Annotated in this window: 14 protein-coding genes; 5 read left to right on the forward strand and 9 right to left on the reverse strand. The window is 73.9% G+C overall.

Annotated features, from left to right (window positions below):
* Positions 1-3: 3 nt before the first annotated feature.
* Both OG870_RS24010 and OG870_RS24015 read right to left on the reverse strand, forming a co-directional pair.
* Complete coding sequence (locus OG870_RS24010; RefSeq protein WP_327691402.1) at positions 4-4245, reverse strand: nSTAND1 domain-containing NTPase; 4242 nt, start codon at positions 4243-4245, stop codon at positions 4-6.
* A gap of 174 nt (positions 4246-4419) precedes the next feature.
* A complete protein-coding gene (locus tag OG870_RS24015) occupies positions 4420-5379 on the reverse strand; it encodes a LysR family transcriptional regulator (protein ID WP_266518084.1) in 960 nt (319 codons plus the stop codon).
* A 207-nt stretch (positions 5380-5586) separates the two neighbouring features.
* On the opposite strand from OG870_RS24015, the gene snpA reads away from it, so the two are divergent.
* Entirely contained in the window at positions 5587-6252 is a 666-nt protein-coding gene (snpA, locus tag OG870_RS24020; protein WP_266518087.1) for a snapalysin, read from the forward strand.
* Positions 6253-6362: 110 nt separating this feature from the next.
* On the opposite strand, the gene OG870_RS24025 is transcribed toward snpA, so the two are convergent.
* Positions 6363-7274 carry an endonuclease/exonuclease/phosphatase family protein gene (locus OG870_RS24025; RefSeq protein ID WP_266842110.1) on the reverse strand — a complete coding sequence of 304 codons (912 nt, stop codon included), beginning with the start codon at positions 7272-7274 and terminating at the stop codon, positions 6363-6365.
* 115 nt (positions 7275-7389) lie between these two features.
* Positions 7390-8142, reverse strand: coding sequence for an alpha/beta fold hydrolase (locus OG870_RS24030; protein ID WP_266583008.1), 753 nt, complete (start codon positions 8140-8142; stop codon positions 7390-7392).
* 82 nt (positions 8143-8224) lie between these two features.
* Here OG870_RS24030 and OG870_RS24035 point away from each other — a divergent pair, with 82 nt between their 5' ends.
* Positions 8225-9550: an aminotransferase-like domain-containing protein gene (locus OG870_RS24035; RefSeq protein WP_266839308.1), complete on the forward strand. Its 1326-nt coding sequence runs from the start codon at positions 8225-8227 to the stop codon at positions 9548-9550.
* A 118-nt stretch (positions 9551-9668) separates the two neighbouring features.
* On the opposite strand, the gene OG870_RS24040 is transcribed toward OG870_RS24035, so the two are convergent.
* Complete coding sequence (locus OG870_RS24040; protein WP_266518093.1) at positions 9669-10625, reverse strand: hypothetical protein; 957 nt, start codon at positions 10623-10625, stop codon at positions 9669-9671.
* 538 nt (positions 10626-11163) lie between these two features.
* The gene (locus OG870_RS24045) at positions 11164-11631 is read right to left on the reverse strand and encodes a hypothetical protein (RefSeq protein WP_266839306.1); all 468 of its coding nucleotides are present in this window, start codon (positions 11629-11631) and stop codon (positions 11164-11166) included.
* Positions 11632-11748: 117 nt separating this feature from the next.
* Here OG870_RS24045 and OG870_RS24050 point away from each other — a divergent pair, with 117 nt between their 5' ends.
* Both OG870_RS24050 and OG870_RS24055 read left to right on the forward strand, forming a co-directional pair.
* Positions 11749-12948 carry a PP2C family protein-serine/threonine phosphatase gene (locus OG870_RS24050; RefSeq protein ID WP_266583004.1) on the forward strand — a complete coding sequence of 400 codons (1200 nt, stop codon included), beginning with the start codon at positions 11749-11751 and terminating at the stop codon, positions 12946-12948.
* Between the two features lie 68 nt (positions 12949-13016).
* A complete protein-coding gene (locus OG870_RS24055; RefSeq protein ID WP_266583002.1) occupies positions 13017-14204 on the forward strand; it encodes a hypothetical protein in 1188 nt (395 codons plus the stop codon).
* Here OG870_RS24055 and OG870_RS24060 read toward each other — a convergent pair.
* The 3 genes from OG870_RS24060 to OG870_RS24070 form a co-directional block, all read right to left on the reverse strand.
* Positions 14201-15445, reverse strand: coding sequence for an amidohydrolase (locus OG870_RS24060; protein ID WP_266583000.1), 1245 nt, complete (start codon positions 15443-15445; stop codon positions 14201-14203). The two genes, OG870_RS24055 and OG870_RS24060, sit on opposite strands and share 4 nt — an antisense overlap.
* Before the next feature lie 172 nt (positions 15446-15617).
* Positions 15618-16394, reverse strand: coding sequence for an NPP1 family protein (locus tag OG870_RS24065; protein ID WP_266582999.1), 777 nt, complete (start codon positions 16392-16394; stop codon positions 15618-15620).
* A 150-nt stretch (positions 16395-16544) separates the two neighbouring features.
* Positions 16545-16715, reverse strand: coding sequence for a hypothetical protein (locus tag OG870_RS24070; RefSeq protein WP_266582997.1), 171 nt, complete (start codon positions 16713-16715; stop codon positions 16545-16547).
* Between the two features lie 257 nt (positions 16716-16972).
* Between OG870_RS24070 and OG870_RS24075 the strand changes: the two genes are divergently transcribed.
* Positions 16973-20689, forward strand: coding sequence for an nSTAND1 domain-containing NTPase (locus tag OG870_RS24075; RefSeq protein ID WP_266839299.1), 3717 nt, complete (start codon positions 16973-16975; stop codon positions 20687-20689).
* Positions 20690-20746 lie beyond the last annotated feature (57 nt).

Consider the following 20746-nt stretch of genomic DNA (forward strand, 5'->3'; position numbering starts at 1 on the left):
CGATCACTCCAGATCGGGATGGATTCCGACGGGAGGGGCCGCCGGGCACGAACCACTCTCGGAGCCGCAGATTTGTTGATCAATGCAGGTCAGAGCCGTAGACAACTCTTTGGGGGCGGACAGAGGGAGTTGTGATCCCGTGCTCATCTCCCGTTCATGGGGGAGGACGCGGAGGCCCGGTGACCGCTCGAAGCAGTGCGTCAGCGGTCGGTGCTCCGTGATGTGCCGCGGTGATGCGGACCAGGGGTGGTGCTGGGGGGTGGCCCTGGACGGCGTTCCGGAGGGCCGGGCGATCGGGTGCCCGCCATGGGCTCCGGTCTCTCGCGGTGCCCGCCGGGCGGGAGTTGCGGGCATCGGTGTGCCGGTCCGTGCGGACCCCGACATGCCCGGCTCCTGCGTCCGCACGGGTGCCGGTGCCGGTGCCGGGTCGGAGTCCGTCGCCGGGCCGGTGGCGGGCAGGTCGCAGAGGTTGCGGTAGGGCACGTCGGGAAGGTAGGTGCGCCATTCGGTGCCGGAGAGGTCGCGTCCGGCCCGGGCGCAGAGCCGGGTGGCGACCTGCGCGGGGGCGATGGCGTGCCGCTGGAGGGGGACGTGGCCGCCGCCGGCGTACAGGGAGCCCCCGTCCGCGCTGAAGGCGAGGGAGCGGATCGTGTCACCCGGGGTGTCGAGGCCGCCGCCGAGGGGCTGCCGGGCGGCGAGGTCCCAGAGCCGGAGGGCGCCGGAGCCGTATCCCACCGCGAGGGCACGGCCGTCGGGGCTGAAGGCGAGGGCGGTGACAGGGGAGCCGAGGGCTCCGGCGGGGGCCGGGACGACGGCCTCCCGTTGCCGTTCGCGGCGGCCGCGCCAGACGGTGACACCGCCGGAGGGGCCGCCGACGGCCAGGCGGACGCCGTCGGGGCCGAGCGCGAGGACCTCCGCGCCGCCGAGCGGCACACCGGCGTGCAGTCCGAAGGGCAGGGCCGCGGCCGGGCCGGTGAAACCGGCGGCCAGGACGGACTTCACCGCCGCGGCCAGGGCGCCGGTGCGCGTACCCCGGGCGGTGTTCCACACCTCACCGGTGAGCGAGCCGGTGGCCGTGGCCCGGGTGAGCAGGAGTTCCCGGCCGCCGGCGGTGAGCGCGATCGAGCGCACCTCCGGGGCGGACGGCTCCGCGGCCAGGCCGAGTTCGGCCTGTCTGTGACGGCCCGGCACGTCCCAGACCACGATCCGGGTGGCGGGCGCCTTCCGGGCGGAGGGGCCGCCGATGTCGTACGACGGGACGGTGACGCCGTAGGAGAAGAACCGCCCGTCGGGGCTGAAGGCCATAAGCGGCCGCCCGTTCCCCGCCGGGGGAAGCCGGGCGAGGACCCGGCCGGTACCGGTGTCCCGGAGCTGGAAGCGGTAACCCCCTCCGTCGCGCTGGGCGGTGGCCAGCAGGCGGCCGTCGGGGCTGAGCAACTCACCGTCGAGCCGCCGGTCCTGCCACGCGGGGGTGAGCGGGGTCGAGAGGTCGAGCGTGTGGACCGTGCTTCCGGCGAGGTAGCGCAGGGTGGGGGAGCCGGGGTCCCAGGCGAGGGCGGTGACGGGCCCGTCGGCCAGGGGCCGGCCGAACACGGGCGCGTGCGGCGCCGTGAGCCGCCATACGGTCACCTCGCTCTGCGCGGCGACCGCGAGGAACCGTCCGTCGGAGGTGAAGGCGAGGGAGCGGCCGTCCGGCCGGGCGAGGTCGGCGAGTTGCCGCCCCGAGGCGAGGTCCCAGACGCGTACGCCGGTATCCGTGACAGCGGCGAGTCGCGTCCCCCCGCTGTCGAACGCGAGGGACGAGCAGTCCACCGACGACGAGCTCCGCCAGGCCCCCCGCAGGGTGTGCCGACGCACGAGATCCCGCACCGCGAGCAGCCGGCCCCGCGCGCACACGGCGGCCAGCCGGGCCCCCGCACTCGGCACGACGGCATCGGCCGCGGCCGTCTCGAACAGCAGTCGGTCGTCGGCGAAGGCACGCAACTGGGTCGTGGAACCAGGGCCGTTCACGACGTAGCCGCTCCCGGCGGAGCGCAGACCGAAGCCCTGGCCGGCACCAGTGCCGCTGTCGCCGAGACCCGCGCGATCCGTGTCGGCCCCCGCACTACCGCCGGCCTCCGCGCCGTGGCCCCCATCCCTCGCGTCACTCCCACCGGCCCCCGCGCCGTCACCACTGCCCCCGGTGAGCCCCTCGTCGCCCCCCTGCCCCACAGACAGACGCCACAACCGTTGCCCGCCCTCCCCGCCCAGCACGAGGGTCTCCCCGTCAGGGCTGACCGCGCTCACCGGTGCGTCCGGCAGCCGCCCTGATCCGATGCGCCGGTGTGTGCCCACGTCCCAGGCCTCCCAGAGGCCGCCGCCCACGTCGAGCAGGGTGTGGCCGGAGGAGGTGAGGAAGTACCGGGAGCCGTTGCTCTGCCGGGGGACGGTGAAGGCGTCCCGCTCGGGTTCGGACAGGGCGTCGTACAACGCGGCGCGGCTCTCGGGCAGCGGGGCCAGCCGCCAGGCGGCGATGCTGAGCAGGGTCCGGGTGCGGGGGTCGGCGGCCCCCCGGGGGTCGGCGAGGCCGGCCGCGAGGCGGGCCCCGGCGAGGGCCCGTTCCCCGTCGGCCACGCCCCGCTCGTGCCACGCGATCTGCCCGGCGACCAGCGCTCCACCGAGAACGCAGGACAGCGCGACGGCCAACATCCGTATCCGGCGCCGCATCCGGGCGGCCGTCCAGCGTTCCATGAACTCGGCGACGCGGGAGGCGCTGAGGAAGGCCCGCTCGCGCGCGGTGAGGTCGTCCTCGTGCGTGCCGCGGGTGAACAGCGCGTCGGCCATCGCGAGATGGACACCCCGGTACAAGGCGCCGGGGTCACGGTCGCGCTCCTGCCAGAGGCGGGCGGACTCGGTGAGGTGCCGGTGCAGGCGTAGCCGCTCGCGGTTCTCCTCGATCCACGCCCGGAGCCGGGGCCAGCCGGTGATCAGGGCCTCGTGGGCGAGCTCGACGCTCTCCTCGCCGAGGGTGACGAGCCGGGCGCACGCGAGGCGTTCGAGGACGACGGGCACCTCGGGGTCCGGCCACTCGCGCAGATCGGCGCGGCGAACCGGACGACCGCTGTCGGGGCCGCCGTCACCGGGGGCGACGAGCGTCAGCAGGAGCCGCCGGGCAGTGTCGGCCTGGCCGACGGAGAACCGGCCGTACACCTCCTCGGCCGCCGCGGCGATCGCCCCGTGGACGCCGCCGGCCGTCTCGTAGCCGGCCAGGGTGAGCACTCCGCTGCGTCTGCGCCGCCAGGTCTCCTGCAGGGCGTGCGACACCATCGGCAGGGCGCCGGGCCGGTCGGCGGCCTCCTCGACGATCCGTGCGGTGAGTTCCCGCTCCACCCGCAGGCCGACCGCCGTGGCCGGTCGGACGACGGCGTCCCGCAGTTCCTCCCGGTTCATGGCGGTGACGGTCAGGGTGGCGTCGCACAGGGCCTCCGCCAGCCCGGGGTGCTCGACGCACCGGTCGTGGTAGCCGCTGCCCACGGCGACGACCACCCGCAGGTTGGCGTCCGGCTCCCTGGCGGCCAGCAACTGCTCGACGAACCGCCACCGTTCGGTCCGGTCCCGGCAGAGCGTGAAGATCTCCTCGAACTGGTCCACCACGACCACGCGATGCGGCCCGTCCCGCCCGGGCGCCAGCATCCCTCCGTGGGTGGCCGCGGGCCGAGCGCTCGGCGTGATCAGCCGCACCTCCGCACCGCAGCCCATCTCCTGGACCAGGGTCTCGAGCCGGGGCGTCACCCCGGCCCGCAACAGGGAGGACTTGCCGCTGCCGGAAGCGCCGACCAGCGCCGCGAACCGGTGCTCCCGCATCAGCCGCACCGCGTCCTCGGACAGCCGGGCCCGCCCGAAGAACAGCTCCCGGTCCCCCGGTTCGAACCGCGCCAGCCCCTGGTAGGGCGACTCCCCCTCCGCCGGGCAGTACGGCACCGTCTCCTCGGCCGCCGCCCGCAACCGCCTTTCCCATACGCCGGGTTCGGCACCGCACGCCCGCGCGTACGCCCGCACCACCGCCGCCGACGGCAACCGCTCCCCCGACGCGGCCCGCGACAGCGCGGCCACCGAGACACCGGCAAGCTCCGCCATCGCCCTGTACGAGGGGGACCCGGCGGCCTCGCGCAGTGACCGCAGCTCATGGGCGAAACACTGCACGGGCCCCGCATCGGGATCGAGGGGGCGTTCGGGCCGACCGGGCCGACGGCTGCTCTGTTTCACGGGCGTTCACTTCCACAACGGGAGGGGGTGACCAAAGGAGGGCACAACCTCACGACACTGTGGGCAGCACATGGATTATGCGAGTATCACACGACATGTTGAACCTCCAGGGTTTGCCGCAGCAAGTGTCGCGCGCGTAGGCCCATGTCGACTTCCCGTGCCGCCGTTCCTTAACTAAGGGAGGGCCGGTACCGGGGACTGCATGCCCGGCGCACCCCCCGCACCCTCCCCTTCCAGCCACTCCCGATACGCCGGTGCCTGGTGGGCCGAGTCCCAGTACGCCTCCTCCAGTGCGGGCAGTGCGCCGTCCAGGTCTGTCTCCGTGCGGGCCGCCAGCAGCAGGCGTACGCCGAGCGGGTCGCCCTGGAGGCGGCGTACCGCCATGTCGGGGTGGGAGAGGGTGGTCGGCTGGCAGACGGTGACCACCTCGCCGGTCGCGACCAGCGCGGTGGCCGTGTGGTAGTCGCCGTGCAGGACGTGCGGGTTGATGCCCGCCCCGCGGAACATGCGCTGGACGGCGTCCCACTCGCCGTCCACCGTGGGGTCGATCATCCAGCGGTCGCCGGCCAGTTCGCCGACGTCGACCACGGGGTGCGCGGTCGCCGGGTGGTCGGCCGACAAGTACACGAACTGCGGCTCGCGTTCCATCAGGGTGCGCAGCCGCAGGCCCTCGGGGATGCGCAGGGGGCTGCCCTCGACCTCGTGCACGAAGGCGACGTCGAGCTGGCCGTCGGCGACCATGCGCAGCAGGGCGTTCGGGGAGACGTTCATGTGGAGGGTGGGGTCCTGGCCGCGGGCGCGCAGCCGGCGCAGCCAGCCCGCCAGGGCCTTGCTCGCGGTGGAGCCGACGCGCAGCTCGGGACCGCCCGTCGCGGCGGCCCGTGCCTCGCTCACCAGGGAGCGCATCTCGGCCACCAGCGGGCGGGCGCGGCTCAGCACCAGGCTGCCCAGCGGCGTGGGCCGGCAGCCGGTGCGGGCGCGGACGAACAGCGCGCCGCCCAGCTCCTGCTCGATACGACGCAGTTGCGTGCTCAACGACGGCTGGGCAACGCCCAGTTGACGTGCGGCGCGGTGCAGACTGCCGGTGTCGGCTATGGCGCACAGCGCGCGGAGGTGTCGCACCTCGAGGTCCATGCCCTCGGAGCGTAAAGCGGAATCAAAGGTTTCACCAGACGCACAAACCCCGCCCGACACACCCGAATTGGGTGTTTGAAGAAATCCGCGCGATCGGCGATCGGGGTGATAGGGGCGTGCTATCGGCGGTTGCCATCATCACAGTGATCCCGCAGGCGCCGAAACTCACCGATGACGACTGACTCACCCCCCACCTAGGAGTCATCGATGCGCAAGCGCACCTCCATGTCCACATCCATCCTCACGGCGGCGGTCGGCCTCAGCCTTGCCGCCTTCGGTCTCGGCGCGGCGGTGCCCGCCGCCGCTGCCCCGGCTCCCGCCTCGTACTCCGGCTATACCGGGTCTCCCGCCGAGGCCAAGGCAAACCAGGCGTTCTTCCAGGCGGTCGTCAGGTCCGTCGCCGAGAAGCGCGCCGCCCACCCGAGCAGCGCGGCGGCCGTCACGGTCGTCTACAACGCCTCGGGAGCGCCGACGTTCAGCGCCCAGATAGCCCGCAGCGCCCAGATATGGAACAGCTCGGTGTCGAACGTGAAGCTCCAGTCGGGCTCGAACGCCGACTTCAGCTACCGCGAGGGCAACGACTCCCGCGGTTCGTACGCCTCGACCGACGGTCACGGCGGCGGCTACGTCTTCCTCGACTACGCGCAGAACCAGGAGTACGACTCCACGCGCGTCACCGCCCACGAGACCGGCCACGTCCTCGGTCTGCCCGACCACTACGAAGGCCCGTGCAGCGAGCTGATGTCGGGCGGCGGCCCCGGCCCGTCCTGCACGAACTCCAGCCCGGACGCCAACGAGCGAGCCCGCGTCAACCAGCTGTGGGCCGGCGGCTTCCAGGCGGCCCTCGACAAGGCGCTGCACAAGTCCCGCTAGGCACTCCCGCCGGACGCCACCCCCCACATGGTGCGGCCGCCCTCCTGCACGGGGCGGCCGCACTCGTCCGTTCCGGCGACGACCCCAGTGCCCCGGCCGTAGTGCCGGCCTCAGTGCGGGCGCTGGTGGAGTGTGATGTCCACCAGCAGTGCACGGTGGTCGGATTCGGCCACGCCCACGAAACGGGCGCTGCTCGCGGAGAAGTCCCGGGAGACCAGTACGTGGTCGATCTGGGCGCCGAACGTCGGCGCGGTGCGGGCGGGCCAGCTGGGCGTGCGGTCGTGGCCCGCGAGCCGGGCGGCGTCGCGCATGCCGGTGTCGAGGATGCGGCGGAAGGCGGCGTGGTCCTGGGAGGCGTTGAAGTCGCCGGCCAGGACCATGGGCGTGCGGGTGGCGGCGGCCGTGTCCCGCAGCCGCCCGAGTTCCCGGCGCCAGAGGCCGACCTGGCCGGGCAACGGCGGCATGGGGTGCGCCAGTTGGAGGCGTACGGCATGGCCGCGCACGTCGGCGACGGCGCCGGGCATGCCCATGGTGCCGGGCAGGTCCGCCGTGCCCTTGAGCGGGAAGCGGCTGAGGATGACCGACCCCTCGGAGCCGCCGGCCGCCACCGCCTGCCGGTAGGGGTAGTCGGCGCCGAACTCCTGCTTCAGCCGGGCCTGGCAGGTGTACTCGCACTCCTCCACGAACACGATGTCCGGCCTGTCGCCGCGGATCACGGGGACGAGGGAGGCGGTGCCGCGTCCGAACTCGACGTTCGAGGTCAGCACCTTGAACTCGGCGAGCGGGGTGCCGCCGGGATCGTCCGTCTTCCCGTACGGCTCGATGAACCACGCCAGCATCCCGAGGACGACAAGCGACCAGACCATCCCCAGCCGCCAGCGGGCGAGCAGCGCGAGCAGGAGGGCGCATCCGGCCGGGGCGAGGAGCCAGGGCAGGAAGGCGAGGACCTGGGGGACGGGGGTGATGCCGTCGCTGTCGGCGACGCGGCAGCCGACGACGACACTCACACCGGCCAGAAGCAGTCCGCAGAGTACGGCGCCGAACCTCCGCGGACCCGTGGCCCCCGGACCCCCGCTGCGGCCCTCCTCGGGCCTCGTCCCCGTACGCCGGACGGGCTGAATGGTCACCGACACGACATTACGGGCGCAGGTCCACTCGCGCCAGGAACTGGTCCAACGCCTCGTTGAACTCCTTCGGCCTCTCCAGGTTCGGCATGTGGGCCGTGGCCTCGATGACGTGGAGGGTCGAGTCGGGCAGGGCCGCGTGCATCGCCTCGGCGTCGGAGACCGGGGTGAAGGTGTCGTCGGAGCCCACGACCACCAGGGCCGGGACCGTGACGGTCGTCAGCAGCTCGCGGTAGTCGGGGCGGGCGGCGCGGGCGCGCAGGGCCGCCGCGGCGCCCTGCGGGGAGGTGGCCGTCATCATGCCGTGGACGTGGGCCTTGACCCGCGCGTCGGCGTACGGCGCGACCATCTTCTCCAGTACGTCGTCGGCGTATCCGCCCATGCCCTCGCGCAGCAGCCGGTCCGCCGTGGCGTGGCGGACGCGGACGCCCTCGGCCGTGTCGGCGGCCGGGAAGGTGTCGGCGAGGACCAGGCCGCGGACGCGGTCGGGGAACCGCCGGTAGAAGTCCATCACGATCTGGCCGCCCATGGAGAGGCCGGCCAGGACACAGGTCTCCACCTTCAGGTCGTCGAGCAGTGTCCTGATGTCGTCGGCGAACTGCTCGAAGCGGGTGATCGCGGGGGAGGCCGGGGAGGCGCCGTAGCCGCGCAGGTCGGGGGCGATCACCCGGCGGGCGGCGGAGAACGCCTCCAGCTGCGGGTTCCACATCGTGCGGTCGAAGGGGTGGCCGTGGATCAGAACGAGAGGGACTGCCTGGACTGCCATGGCCCCGACCCTAGGTCGGCCCAACTCTTCGGTGCAATAAGATCTTTGCCCTCGGTGCAATGACAGCAGGGGGGCTTGGCTCGTGGACGCGTACCGGCGTATCGCCGACCGCATCGCCGACGACATCACCGCCGGACGGCTCCGGCCGGGCGAACGGCTGCCTCCGCAGCGGAAGTTCGCCCGTCGGTACGGGATCGCCGCCTCGACGGCGGAGCGGGCGTACGGCGAGCTGGTGCGGCGGGGGCTGGTCGTCGGCGAGGTCGGTCGCGGCACCTTCGTGCGGGCCGCCGGTACGGGACCCACGGGGCGTGGGCTCATCGAACCGGCGACCGCGGCCCCGGTGAACATGGAGCTCAACTACCCTTCCGCGCCCGGTCAGTCGGAGCTGCTCGCCGCCGCCCTCGCCCCGCTGCTGCGCCCCGACGTCCTCACCGAGGCGTTGCGTCCGGCGTCCGCCACCGGCACCGCGGCGCCCCGCGAGGCGGTGGCGGCCCTGCTCGCCACGCCCGGCTGGCGCCCGGCCCCCGGCCAGGTGATCTTCACCGGCAACGCCCGCCAGGCCATCGCCGGCGCGCTGGCCTCCCTGGTCCGGCCGGGCGGCCGGGTCGGTGTCGAAGCGCTGACGTACCCGCTGGTCAAGGAGGTCGCGGCCCGGCTCGGCATCACCCTCGTCCCGCTCCCCACGGACCACGAGGGCCTGCGTCCGGAGGCCGTCGCGGGCGCCCGGCTGTCCGCCCTCTACGTCCAGCCGACGCTGCACAACCCCACGTCCGTGACCATGAGCACCGAGCGTCGCAGGCAACTGGCCCTTGTGGTGGACGAGTTGGGGCTCCCCGTTGTCGAGGACCGCATCTGGTCCTTCCTCGACGAGGCGGGGGACGCCCCCTTCGCCGCGCTCGCCCCGCACCTCACCCACGTCGTCGACGGCCTCTCCAAGCGGGTCGCGCCCGGCCTGACGGTCGGCTTCCTCGTCGTACCGCCGCATCGGGCGCAGGCGGTGGCGGCGGCCGTGCGGTCGGGAGGGTGGAGTGCCGGGCGGTTCGCGCTGGAGGCGGGCGTGCGGTGGATCGGGGACGGGACGGTGCGGCGGCTGGTGGCGGCGAAACGCGAGGACGCGGCGCTGCGACAGCGGCTGGTCGCCGAGCAGCTCGCCGGTTTCCGCATACGGTCCGATCCGCGGGCCTACTTCGCCTGGTGGGAACTCCCCGCCCCCTGGCGCGCGGACACCTTCACGGCCGCGGCCGCCGGACACGGCATCGCCGTCACGCCGGGCCCCGCCTTCACCGTCGACCCGCACCGCACCCCGGCCGCCGTCAGACTCGGGCTCGCGTCGGCCACCGTGCCGGACCTGCGGCGGGCGTTGCGGACGCTTGCCGAGGTCGCGGGAGACGCCCGTAGCCTCCGCTGAGCAGGTCGAGTCGAGGTCGTACTCGCGCTGTCCGCCGCGGGCCGGACAGGTTGCCGCGGGCGCCGGTGAAGAAGGCGCTCAGGTCCTTGGCGTCGCGCGTCCTGCGCCGGGCGAGGGGTCACCAGGGTCGCCCGTGGACGCCATGGTCATGGGGCATGTTCAGGTCGGCAGCCGCTGGATCCGCACTGAGCGGCCCGTCCTCCGGTGCCTGGCCCTGTACTCGCACGTGCACCCGGCGGCTGAGCCAGGTGGCGAGCGCGACCGTCAGGCCGAGGGCGACCAGGAGCCAGGACGCCTGGCGCAGGGTCGCGGTGAGGGCGTCGTAGACGGCGCCCGCGGCCGACTGGTGGGCCTCCTCGGGGAGGTCGGCGAGGGTGAGGCGGCGGCCGATCGTGATGGCGAGCGCGAGCAGCGCGCCGCCGAGCGCCGTGCCGAGCGCGGTCGCGGTGATCGCGCGGCGGCGGCAGGTGGCGACGGCGATTCCGGAGACGGCGAGGACGACGGCGGCGACGGGCAGCCAGAAACCGGCGACTTCCAGCACGTGGAATCCCTTCCGGAGCCGGTCCAGTTCCTGGACCGGGATGACGGAGACCTCGGTGTGCTCGACCGGGATACGGTTCGCGAACGGCACGTGGTCCACGGCGAGTTGACGCTTGACCTGGGCGGTGACGGGGGCGAGGTCGACGGTGACGTCCCGTTCGCTCTCGTCGTGCAGGGCGCGCAGTACGGCGTCGTGGACGGCCCTGTTCGCGGAGTCCCAGGCCAGCCGGAAGGTCTCGGTACCGGTGAAGGAGTGGACCGCGTCGTGCACGAAGGGGCGCACGGTGCCCCGCAGCGGCCGGACGTCCACCCGGTCGTCGACCTGGTCCATGATTCCGGCGCCGACGGTGTCCGCGATGGCGTTGCGCACGGCCGGGTCCGCGGCCAGCGGCGCCATGGTCGTGACGTAGCGCCCCGTGTCGGCGAGGTCGTACGCCGCCCAGGCCGCGAGCGCGCCGCACGGCGCGAACAGGCAGGCGAGGGCGATCAGTGCCGCCGACAGGGCGCTCCGCAGTCGCGCAGGACGTGGGGCCACCCCTCCAGCCAACGGCCCGGCGGCGGCGCGCGCGAACGGTACGACTCCAAATGGGTGCACCGCACGTGGGCGCCCGTCGGGGCGGATGGGTGGGCCGCGCTTGCCCGCGCGTCAGCGCTGGACGGGTTCGCGGCACTCGCACGCCCGCCCGGTGCCGGACGGGCGCGTGGGGTGTGCCGCATTCGCACGTCCGCCCGGTACTGGACGGGCGCGTGGGCCGCATTCGCCCGCCCGCCCGGCGCTGGACGCGCGCGCCGCATTCGCCCGTCGGTCAGGGGCGGACGGGCGCGCCGCACTCGCCCGCCGGTCACCGGCGGACGGGTGGGTGGCTTTCGCCCGTCGGTCAGCGGTGGATGGGTGCTATGCACTCGCCCGTCGGTCAGGGGCGGACGGGCGCGCCCCTTCGCGCGTCGGTCAGGGGCAGACGGGTACGCCGCACTCGCACGCCTGCCCGGCGCTGGACGCACGCGCCGCACTCGCCCGTCGGGCAGGGGTGGACGGGTCGGTCGGGTTCGCCTGTCGGGCAGGAGCGGGCCCGTCAGCGGACGCGGTTGCCCGTGGCGTCCTCGCGTGTGTAGTAGCGGTAGAAGAACACCGCGAAGACGACGGCCGTGACGAACACGCCCAGCGCCACCGACCGGTAGATCGACTCGCCGGTCTGGCTGTAGAGGAAGCCGACCGCGGCGCCGGCGAACCCCGACTTGACCAGGGAGTGCAGTTCCCGCTTCAGCAGCGGCGCGAACGTCGCGACGGCGATGCACAGCACGATGAACGCGGCCGCGGTGACGAAGCCGAACAGGATGTTCCAGCCCGTGATCTCGCCGCCGCCGCGCCGGTTGGCCGCCGCCCAGAAGCCGTAGAGGAGTCCGAGTACGACGGGGATCCCGTACCGCCCCGCCGCATGGACCCGCTCGTCGAACAGGTCGGGCGTGCGGGTGGGCCGGGCCGCGCGGTTCTGCCTGGCCTTGCCCATCACTCCGCCGGACGTGGGTGCCGCATGAGCCATGAGAGCGCTCCTCTCTCTCCTCGCCCCCGACTACCAGAGCACACCTGGGGACAGGCCCTGGCAAGTCGGCCGGCAGCCCGGATGCGCGGGAAGGGGGGACATGTTTCTCTGGGGCCCATGACGAAGGTGCTCGACCGGCGGCCGCGGGCCGGGCACACGGACGCTGTGCGGCGGCACCAGCTGCTGCGGATGCGGGGCCGGAGTGTCGCCTGGGTGCCGCCCGCACTGCTCCTGGTGGCCATCACGATCGCCGACTTCAACACCACCGGCGAGTTCCGGATCATCTCCTGGATCGTGCTCGTGCCGGGTATCGCCGCCGCGATCTGCGGGGTGTGGGGCACGGCCGTCTTCGCCGTGCTCGCGCTGGTCACCTACGTCCTCGCGGACAACGCCTGGCCGCACCAGTACCGGACCGGTCTGCCCGACTTCATCCTCGTCGCCGTCGGCGGCGTGCTGGCCACCCTGGCCTGCGCGGTCCGGATGCGCGGGGAGCGGCGCATGCTGCACATGCGGGACGTCGCCGAGACCATCCGCCGCACCGTGCTGCGCCCGCTCCCGCCCGACTGGGGCGGCCTCGACCACGCCGCCGTCTATCTCACCGCCGACGTCGACGCCCGGGTCGGCGGCGACTTCTACGACATCCAGCCCGGACCGCACGGCACCCGGGCGCTGCTCGGTGACGTCCAGGGCAAGGGCCTCGGCGCGGTCGAGGCGGCGGCCGCACTGCTCGGCACGTTCCGCGAAGCCGGCTACCACCAGGCCGAACTGGCCACGGTCGGCGCCCGGTTGGAGGTACGGATGTTGCGGCACCGCGAGCACACCACCGCCCTCGGCCGCGACGACGGAGACCGTTTCGCCACCGCCGCGCTGCTCGGCTTCCCCGAGGCCGACCCCGGCACGGTGGACGTGATGCTGTTCGGTCACGATCCCCCGCTGGTCGTCGGCTCCGGCGGCGTACGGTCCCTGCCGCCGGGCGACGGCCTCCCGCTCGGCCTCGTCGAACTCGCCGCCGACGGCCGGCCGCACGTGCACCGCGTGCCCCTCGCGCCCGGCGAGACCCTGCTGTTGACCACCGACGGGGTGACCGAGGCCAGGGACGCCGCCGGGGCGTTCTACCCGCTCGCCGACGACGTCGCCCGGGCCGTCGCCGCCGACCCCCGCACCGCCGAACCCCGGCGCCTGGTCGCCTTCGTACGGGACCGCACGGTGCGGCACTGCGGCGGCCGGCTGGCCGACGACACGACGGTCTTCGCCGTTCGACGGGCCGTTCGTCAGGTCGTGGCGGCGGAGGCGGAGCACGGTCGTTTGCAGTCCTGAGACCCACCTTTGCAGCCGCAGCGGTTACGGTGCTGCCTAAGTGATCGACGGGGGATGGGGAGGGAACGATGCCGGGAACCGTGCTGTTGCTCGCCGCATCCCCGGCGGGCAAGGGCTGTTTGGTGGACGCGGCGTCCGTGCTCCCCGTACTCGCGGCGGTCCCGCCGGGCGTCCTGTCCGGGACGGAGACGGCCAACGTCGTCGAACTCGCCGACCCGCTGGAGCCGCAGGCCGTGCTCACCCGGCTGCGGGCGGCCGCGGCTGCCCCCGGGCCGCTCACGGTCTTCGTCGCCGGACAGCTGCAACTCGACCGGCGCCAGCGGCTGCCCCACCTGGCGCTGGCCCGCACGACGCCCTCGACGGTGCGCTACACGGCTCTGCCCTGGCACTGGATCCGGGAGGAACTGCGGCTGCGCGCGGCCGGATCCACGACCCTCGTCCTCGACCTGCACGCGGACCACGAGACCTGGGAGTGGCTGCGGGCGAACCCGATCGACTGCGGGCGCAACAACGCCGTCTACGGGCGTATCGCGCCGCCGCCGTCCCGGCGCACGGTCGCTGTGCCGACGTATATGAAGGCCGTGGCGACGATCCTGCGCAGTGGCCACCGGCCCGAACTGGCGGAGCTGCATCAGCAGGCGTTGGCCCGGGTGGGCGTGGACGGGTATGCGGACCTCGTGCTGGCGGCGGCGGGTGTCGCGGGGGCCGCCGTCCCCGGGGGCTTCGCCCCCGGACCCCCGTACCGGCCTGAACGGCCTCGTCCTCAAACGCCGGACGGGCTGATTGACGGGCTGACTGATGCCGACCGGCGCCACAGCGGTGCGGCCGGTGAGGGCGATCCGCACTCCGCCATCTCCGTCGCCGTCCGGTCCGGGCGCCATCCCGACGCCGATGCCCTCGCCGCCCACCACGAACAAGCCGCCGTGCAGGCGCACGGGCCCGGGTCCGAACAGGCCCTGCACTGGGCCGAGGTGCGGGCGGACCTGGCGATGTTCGCCGGGGATCCCTCGCGCAGCTGCCGTACCTGGCTGGGCGTGGCCGTCGCGCGGTTGTCGGCGGGGCAGGGCCCGGACACGGCAGCCGTCGAGGCGGCCGTGGACCGGGCGCACCACCAGTGGGGGCAGGTCCGGGACGCGACGGCGGCGCGGGAGCTCGGGGCGTCGCTCGCCGACCTGCGCGCCCGGGTGCCGGGGCGTCGGCAGGGCGCACTGGACCACGTCCAGCGACAGTTGCGGCAGCTGCAGACGCAGGGCTAGGCGGGCTGGGCGAGGTATTCGAGGGCGGCCGAGACCAGGGTCCGCACGCCCGGGGTGATCGTCGACAGATCCGGCCCGAAGCGAGGGCTGTGGTTGCTCGGGACGGCCAGGAACTTCTCCATCAGGTCGGTGCCGGGCGCCGCGTCCCACACCTCGGCCGGGGTCGTCGTGACGAACCAGTAGGAGTACGGGATCTGGCCCTGCGCCAGATACGGGAAGTCCTCGCTGCCCATCACGGGGCCGAAGTCCAGCACCGTCCCCGCCCCGAGCACCTCCTCGTGCACGGCCGCGATCCGGCGGTCGGTGTCCGCGTCGTTCATGGTCACCGGGAAGGTCGCGCCCACGGTCACCTCGGGCTCCCGCGGGCATCCGGCGGCGAGCGCCTCGCCGGCCGCGATGCGCCGGATCGCGGCGATCATCCGCTCGCGCACCTCGTCGGACTGGGTGCGCAGGTTGAGGGAGATGCGCGCCTCGGACGGGATGATGTTGTGCCGGGTGCCCGCCTCGATCCGCCCGACGGTCAGCACCGCGGACTCGCGGGCGGCGATCTCCCGGGAGACGACCGTCTGCAGCCGGGTCACCAGGTACGCGGCCGTCACCACCGGGTCGACGGTCGTCTCCGGCCGCGAACCGTGTCCGCCCGTGCCGTGCACGACGATGTCGAGGTCGGTCGACGCCGACATGATCAGGCCCGGCGAGTGGGCGTAGAACCCGACCGGGCCGGGTGCCGCATGCTGCCCGAGCAGCACGTCGGGCCGTACGAAGCGTTCGTACAGCCCGTCCGCGACCATCCGTGCCGCGCCCTGTCCGGTCTCCTCGGCGGGCTGGCCCACCACGAGCAGCGTCCCGGACCAGGCGTCCCGCCCGGCGGCCAGTGCCTCGGCCGCGCCCGCCAGCCAGGTCACGTGCAGATCGTGCCCGCAGGCGTGCATCACACCGGGCACCTCGGAGGCGTACGGCAGCCCGGTCTCCTCCTGGACGGGCAGCGCGTCCATGTCGGCGCGCAGGAGGACGACGGGCCCGTCGCCGTTGCGCAGCAGCCCGGCGACTCCGGTGCCGCCGATGCCCTCGGCGGTCTCGTACCCCGCCTTGGCGAGCCGCTCGGAGAGCCTGGCGGCCGTGCGGTGTTCCTGGAGGGACAGCTCGGGGTGCCGGTGCAGGTCCCGGTAGAAGTCCTCGAGGTCGGCGACCGGGAGATCCGCGGTGAGGCCGAGGGCGGTGCGCGCGGCGGCAGAGGTCATCCACGCAGCGTACGCAAAGCGGCCGCCGACGCCAGGGGGGAGTGTGCGTCGGCGGCCGTGGCTGCGGGGGCCGGTATCGACCTTCGTGGTCGCGGAGTCGATCGGCACCCCGTTTCGTCGGCGCAATCAATCCCGGTCAGCGCAGCAGTCGACTCCGCGACCGCCGCACGGCTCAGGCGTACGGGTCGAACGTGATGCCGCTCGGCTTGGCCTTGTTGAGGTGGTCGGCGAACTTGGCGTCCTGGAGCGGGAAGTTGGCGTTGCCCCAGTCGGAGGCGTTCAGGATGTCGCGGAGGTTGGACGCCAGGTTGTCCCAGGTGATCAGGTTCTCCTGGTGCCAGGCACCCGTGTCGTTCTCCGGCGTTTCGCCCCACTTGGCGAAGCGGAAGGCGTGGGTGGACGCGCCGTCCTTGTGGTAGACGGCCTCGACGCGCTGTCCGCTCATCGGCACGTCGGCGATCGGGTGCGTGCTGAAGCCGCCGTGGGCGGAGGCGGACAGGTACGACGGGGTGTCGGCGCCCTGCTTCACCCACACGACCATGCACTCCCAGTCGTGGCGGTGGCCGATGCCCGGCGATGCCTCGTCCTTCTCGAAGTAGCTGGCGTAGACGATCCCGCACCAGCCGTTGTTGCACTTGGCCCGCGAGTAGGTGTTGGCCTGGCCGAGGTGGCCGGAGCGGCACTCGCCGGTGATCGGGCCGGTCGGATTGAGGCCGCCGTTGAGGGTGCCGCTCGGGTCGATGGCGGCGGCCGGGTAGCAGCTGTCCGTGTCGTAGTCGTACAGGGGCTCGAAGTTCTTCTGGAACGCGGTCGCGTTCTCCGGCAGGTTCTGCAGCACGCCCGCCGAGGCGCTGCCCGGCAGGGCGAGGGCCAGGGCGGCGGCGCTGCCCGCGACGGCGGCGGCTCGGGCGAGGCGGGACGTCCTCGTGCTGGTGACTGCTCGGGGCATGGGGGGCTCCAGTCGACGGTCCACTCGTTCCGGACATGACATCCGGCAGGCGAGCCGAAGACTGGCAAGTCGAGCGTGGGACGGAAAGGCTTTTCTGCTAACTGGGGACGAGCTTTTGCCGAACTGATCAAGCCGATCGGGGAGAGTTGATCAAGGCGGAACGATCGGGCAGGACCGGTCGACGATCCGCACCTGCCCCGCCCTGGTCGGGGCGGAGGCGGCCGTGGCGAGTGACGGCAGCCCGGACACCGCGATCACTGCGGCGAGCGCGGACGAGACGGTCACCCAGAAGCCGAGCCGGCGCAGGGTGCTGGTGGGCATGGGGTTGGGTTCTCCTCCACTGCGGACCCCGCGACCGCGGGGGGATCGGCCGGTGCCACGACCGAGACTCGCAAGGGAGGCGTTGATCGGCAGCCCCTGTTCGCCGGGGAAATCAACCTGTGACGCGAAAAGCACGGTGACATGAAACCGTCCCCTCCACCCACCCGTCATCCTCGTTGCACTCGACGGTTTCCTGGCGACCCGTACGGTCATCGCTCCTGATGTCGCTCTCGCCAGGTCTACGGAGGTAGGAGCGCATGGGGCGTCCCGAGAGACCGCTGGACCCGCAGGCCGGTCCCGTGCAGCGGCTCGCGCACGATTTGCGGGAGCTGCGCCGGACCGCCGGTGGTCCTTCCTACCGGGCCATGGCCAAGGTGGCGGGCTTCTCCGCGACAACGCTGTCACAGGCCGCCGCCGGCGAGCGGTTGCCGTCCCTCGCCGTCGTCGAGGGATACGTGCGTGCCTGCGCCGGCGACCCCTCCGAGTGGGTGCCCCGCTGGAAGGAAGCGGAGGAGGAGGCGAGCCGGGCCCCCGTCGAGCCCGACGAGGACGCGCCGTCGCCGTACCGGGGCCTGGCCCGCTTCGAACCGGCCGACCAGCATCTGTTCTTCGGCCGGGACCGTGTGGTCGACGAGGTCGGGAAGTTGGTGTGCGAGCACCGGTTCGCGGTGCTGTTCGGCCCCTCGGGCAGCGGGAAGTCGTCCCTGCTGCGGGCCGGACTGATCCCCCGGCTTCAGGCGGAGATCGCGGACCGCGGCTGTCCCGCCACACTGCGCATCCTCACCCCCGGCCCGACGCCCGCCGCGACCTACGGCCACCTTCTCGCCCCGGCCGACGACGAGCCGGAGAGCTGGGTCGTCGTCGACCAGTTCGAGGAGGCCTTCACCCTCTGCCGCGACCCGCGGGAGCGCTCACGCTTCATCGACCTGCTGCTCGCCGCCCGCGACCCGGCCAGCAGGCTGCGCGTGCTGGTCGCCGTACGCGCCGACTTCTACACCCGCTGCGGCGAGCACCGGGAACTGGCGGACGCGTTGCAGGGTGCCGCGCTGCTGCTCGGCCCGATGACCGCGGAGGAGCTGCGGGAGGCGGTGGTCGGACCGGCCCAGGCGGTCGGCTGCCTCGTCGAGCGGACGCTGACCGTCCGCCTGGTGGACGAGGTCCTCGACGAGCCCGGCGGCCTGCCGATGCTCTCGCACGTCCTGCTGGAGACCTGGCGCCGCCGCAAGGGCCGGATGCTCTCCCTCGCCGGATACGAGGCCGCCGGCGGAGTGCGCGGCGCGATCGCGGCGAGTGCCGAGGAGGTCCACGGCGGCCTGTCGCCGGCCCAGGCCCGCACCGCGCGGCATCTGCTGCTGCGCATGGTCGAGCCCGGCCAGGGCACCCCCGACACCCGGCGCCCGCTCAGCCGGCCCGAGCTGGAGGAGTGGGCGGACCCGGACGTGCCGGTCGTCGTGGAACGGCTCACCGGCGCCCGGCTGCTGACCGCCGACGAGGACGGCGTGCAGCTCGCCCACGAGGCGCTCATCACCTGCTGGCCCCGGCTGCACGGCTGGATCGAGCAGGACCGCGAACGGCTGCGCCACCACCGGATGCTCGCGGACGCGGTCCGCACCTGGCTGGAGCACGACCGCGACCCCGGCGCCCTCTACCGGGGCACCCGGCTGGCCCGCGCCGAGGAACTGTTCCCCGACCATCCGACCGACCCCGCGCTGACGGCGCCGGAACGCTCCTTCCTCACCGCCTCGTTCGAGGTCCGCGAGACGGAGGTGCTGGCCGCCGCCCGGATCAGCCGCAGACACCGCATCCTGACCGCGTCGCTGTCCGCGGTCGTCGCGGTCGCCCTGCTGACGGGCTTCGCCGTCTGGCGCGAGTACACGGACAACCAGCGGCAGCGCACCCAGTCCGCGGCCCGCCGCGTCGCCGAGATCGCCGACGCGCTGCGCACCACCGACCCGCGCACCGCGCTGCTGCTCGGCGCCGCCTCCTGGCGCGTCGCCGAACTGCCCGAGACCCGCCGCGCGCTGCTCGGCTCCCTCGCCCAGCCGGAGACGGGCACCTTCACCGACCCCGCGCCCGGCGACGAGACCCAGCGCACGCTCGCCGACACCGGGCGCGTCCTGCTCAGCGCACAGGGCCGCTCCTGGCGCACCTGGAACGTGACCACGCACCGCGCCGTCGGCTCGGGCCGGGTGCCCGAGGGCACCGTCGGCGGGGCCGGCCCGGACGCCCGGGTGTTCAGGGTCGACATGCCCGACGGCGTACGGCTGTGGGACACGGCCACCGGCCGCTGGACCGGCGGATCCCAGGCCGTGCACGGCGTCGGTGACCTCTTCTTCACCGGCGACGGACAGTCCTTCCTGACCACCGAGGGGGACCGGCTGCGGCTCCGCTCGGTCACGGACGGCCGCGTGCTCTTCGACACCCCGGCACCCGACGCCGCGATGACGGCGGTGAGCGGCGACGGACGGCTCGCGGCCGCCTGCGCCAACGGGGGCACCCCGCAGGTGTGGGACACGTCCGCGCACCGCGTGGTGACCGGCGCCTGGCAGCACGACCACGTCTGCGAGGAGGGCATCGGCACCTTCCTCGTGCTCGCCGGCGACCGGCTGGCCGCCGCCACCGGCACCGGGGTCCGCATCTGGGACACCCGCACGGGCCGGCGGATCGCCGACCTCGACGACCCCGGGGTGCAGTACGCCGCCTTCAGCCAGGACGGCGCCTTCCTGGCGACCGCCGACCGTACGGAGATCCGGGTGTGGCGCCTGGCGGCCACCGACGCACCCGTCTTCCGCTACGCACTGAACAACCAGCACCTGCGCCGCGACCCGGTCTGGGACCGGGACGGCCGCATCCTGCGCTATGTGGAGGGCGGCACCGTCCACACCCTCGACCTGCGGGAGGCCGTCACCTCCGGCTGGCGCTCCACCCCGGCGTCCGACGTGCGGTTCAGCCCCGACGGCCGCACCTACGCCACCGCCGAGCGCACCGGCGACCGGTACGTCTTCCGGCTCCACGCGACCACGGACGACCGCGTCCTGCGGACCCTGCCACCGGTACGCGTCCCCGTCTCCAAGGACCCCACCCTGCCCGCCGTCCCCGCCGACACCCTGTCGCTGGCCGCGTTCAGCCCCGACGGCACCCGCTTCGCGTACGGCGTCTCGGCGCCCGGCCGACTGGTCGTCGCGCAGCCGGTCCACATCTGGGACGTGCCGCACGGGCGGGCCGTGACCTCGCTGGACCTGCCTGGCGGGGCGCTGATCGACATCGCCCTCGGCCCGGACGGCCGCACCCTGAGCGCCGCCCGCACCCCGGACATCGGCGACCTGGCCGACGAGGTGTGGGACGTCTCGCGCCGGCACCGTACGACGGTCCTGAACGGCGTGACCGGCAGCCACCTCGCCGTCCGCCCCGACGGAGAGCTGCTGGTCGGCGATGGCCGGGCGGTCCGCCTGCCCTCGGGCCGGGCCGGCGGACACGACCTCGTGCAGGGCGACGAGACCGGCGCGCTGGCCTTCACCGCCGACGGCTCCCTGCTGGCGGCCGGCGACCAGACGGGACGGGTCGCCCTGTGGGACGGGGACCTCGCCCACCGCGAGGGCGTTCTGCGCAGCGTCTTCCCCGCCCCGTACGGCACCGACCCCGAGGGCGTGAGCGCGGTCGCCTTCAGCCCCGACGGGCGCACGCTGGCCGTCGGCGGGGCCGCGGGCAGCCTCCAGCTGTGGGACGTGGCGACCGAACAGCCCCTCGGCGGCCCGCTGACCACGGCGGGCGACGCGATCGACTCACTCGCCTTCGGCTCCGACGGCAGGACCCTGTACGCCGGAAGCGCGCACGTTCCGCTCCAGCGGTACACGGTCGACCCCGAGCAGGCGCTCCGGGCGGTGTGCGCGCGGGCGGGCGGCGCCGAACTGACGCGGGCGCAGTGGCGGACGTATGTGCCGGAGGCGCCGTACCGGACGGTGTGCGGGGGCTGAATGCCTCGCCCTCCCGCCATCAGGAGGGCTGCCTGAAGGGCTGTCGGAGGTCCGGTC

This window comes from Streptomyces sp. NBC_00461 (assembly GCF_036013935.1).
In the GTDB taxonomy this organism is placed as follows: Bacteria; Actinomycetota; Actinomycetes; order Streptomycetales; family Streptomycetaceae; genus Streptomyces.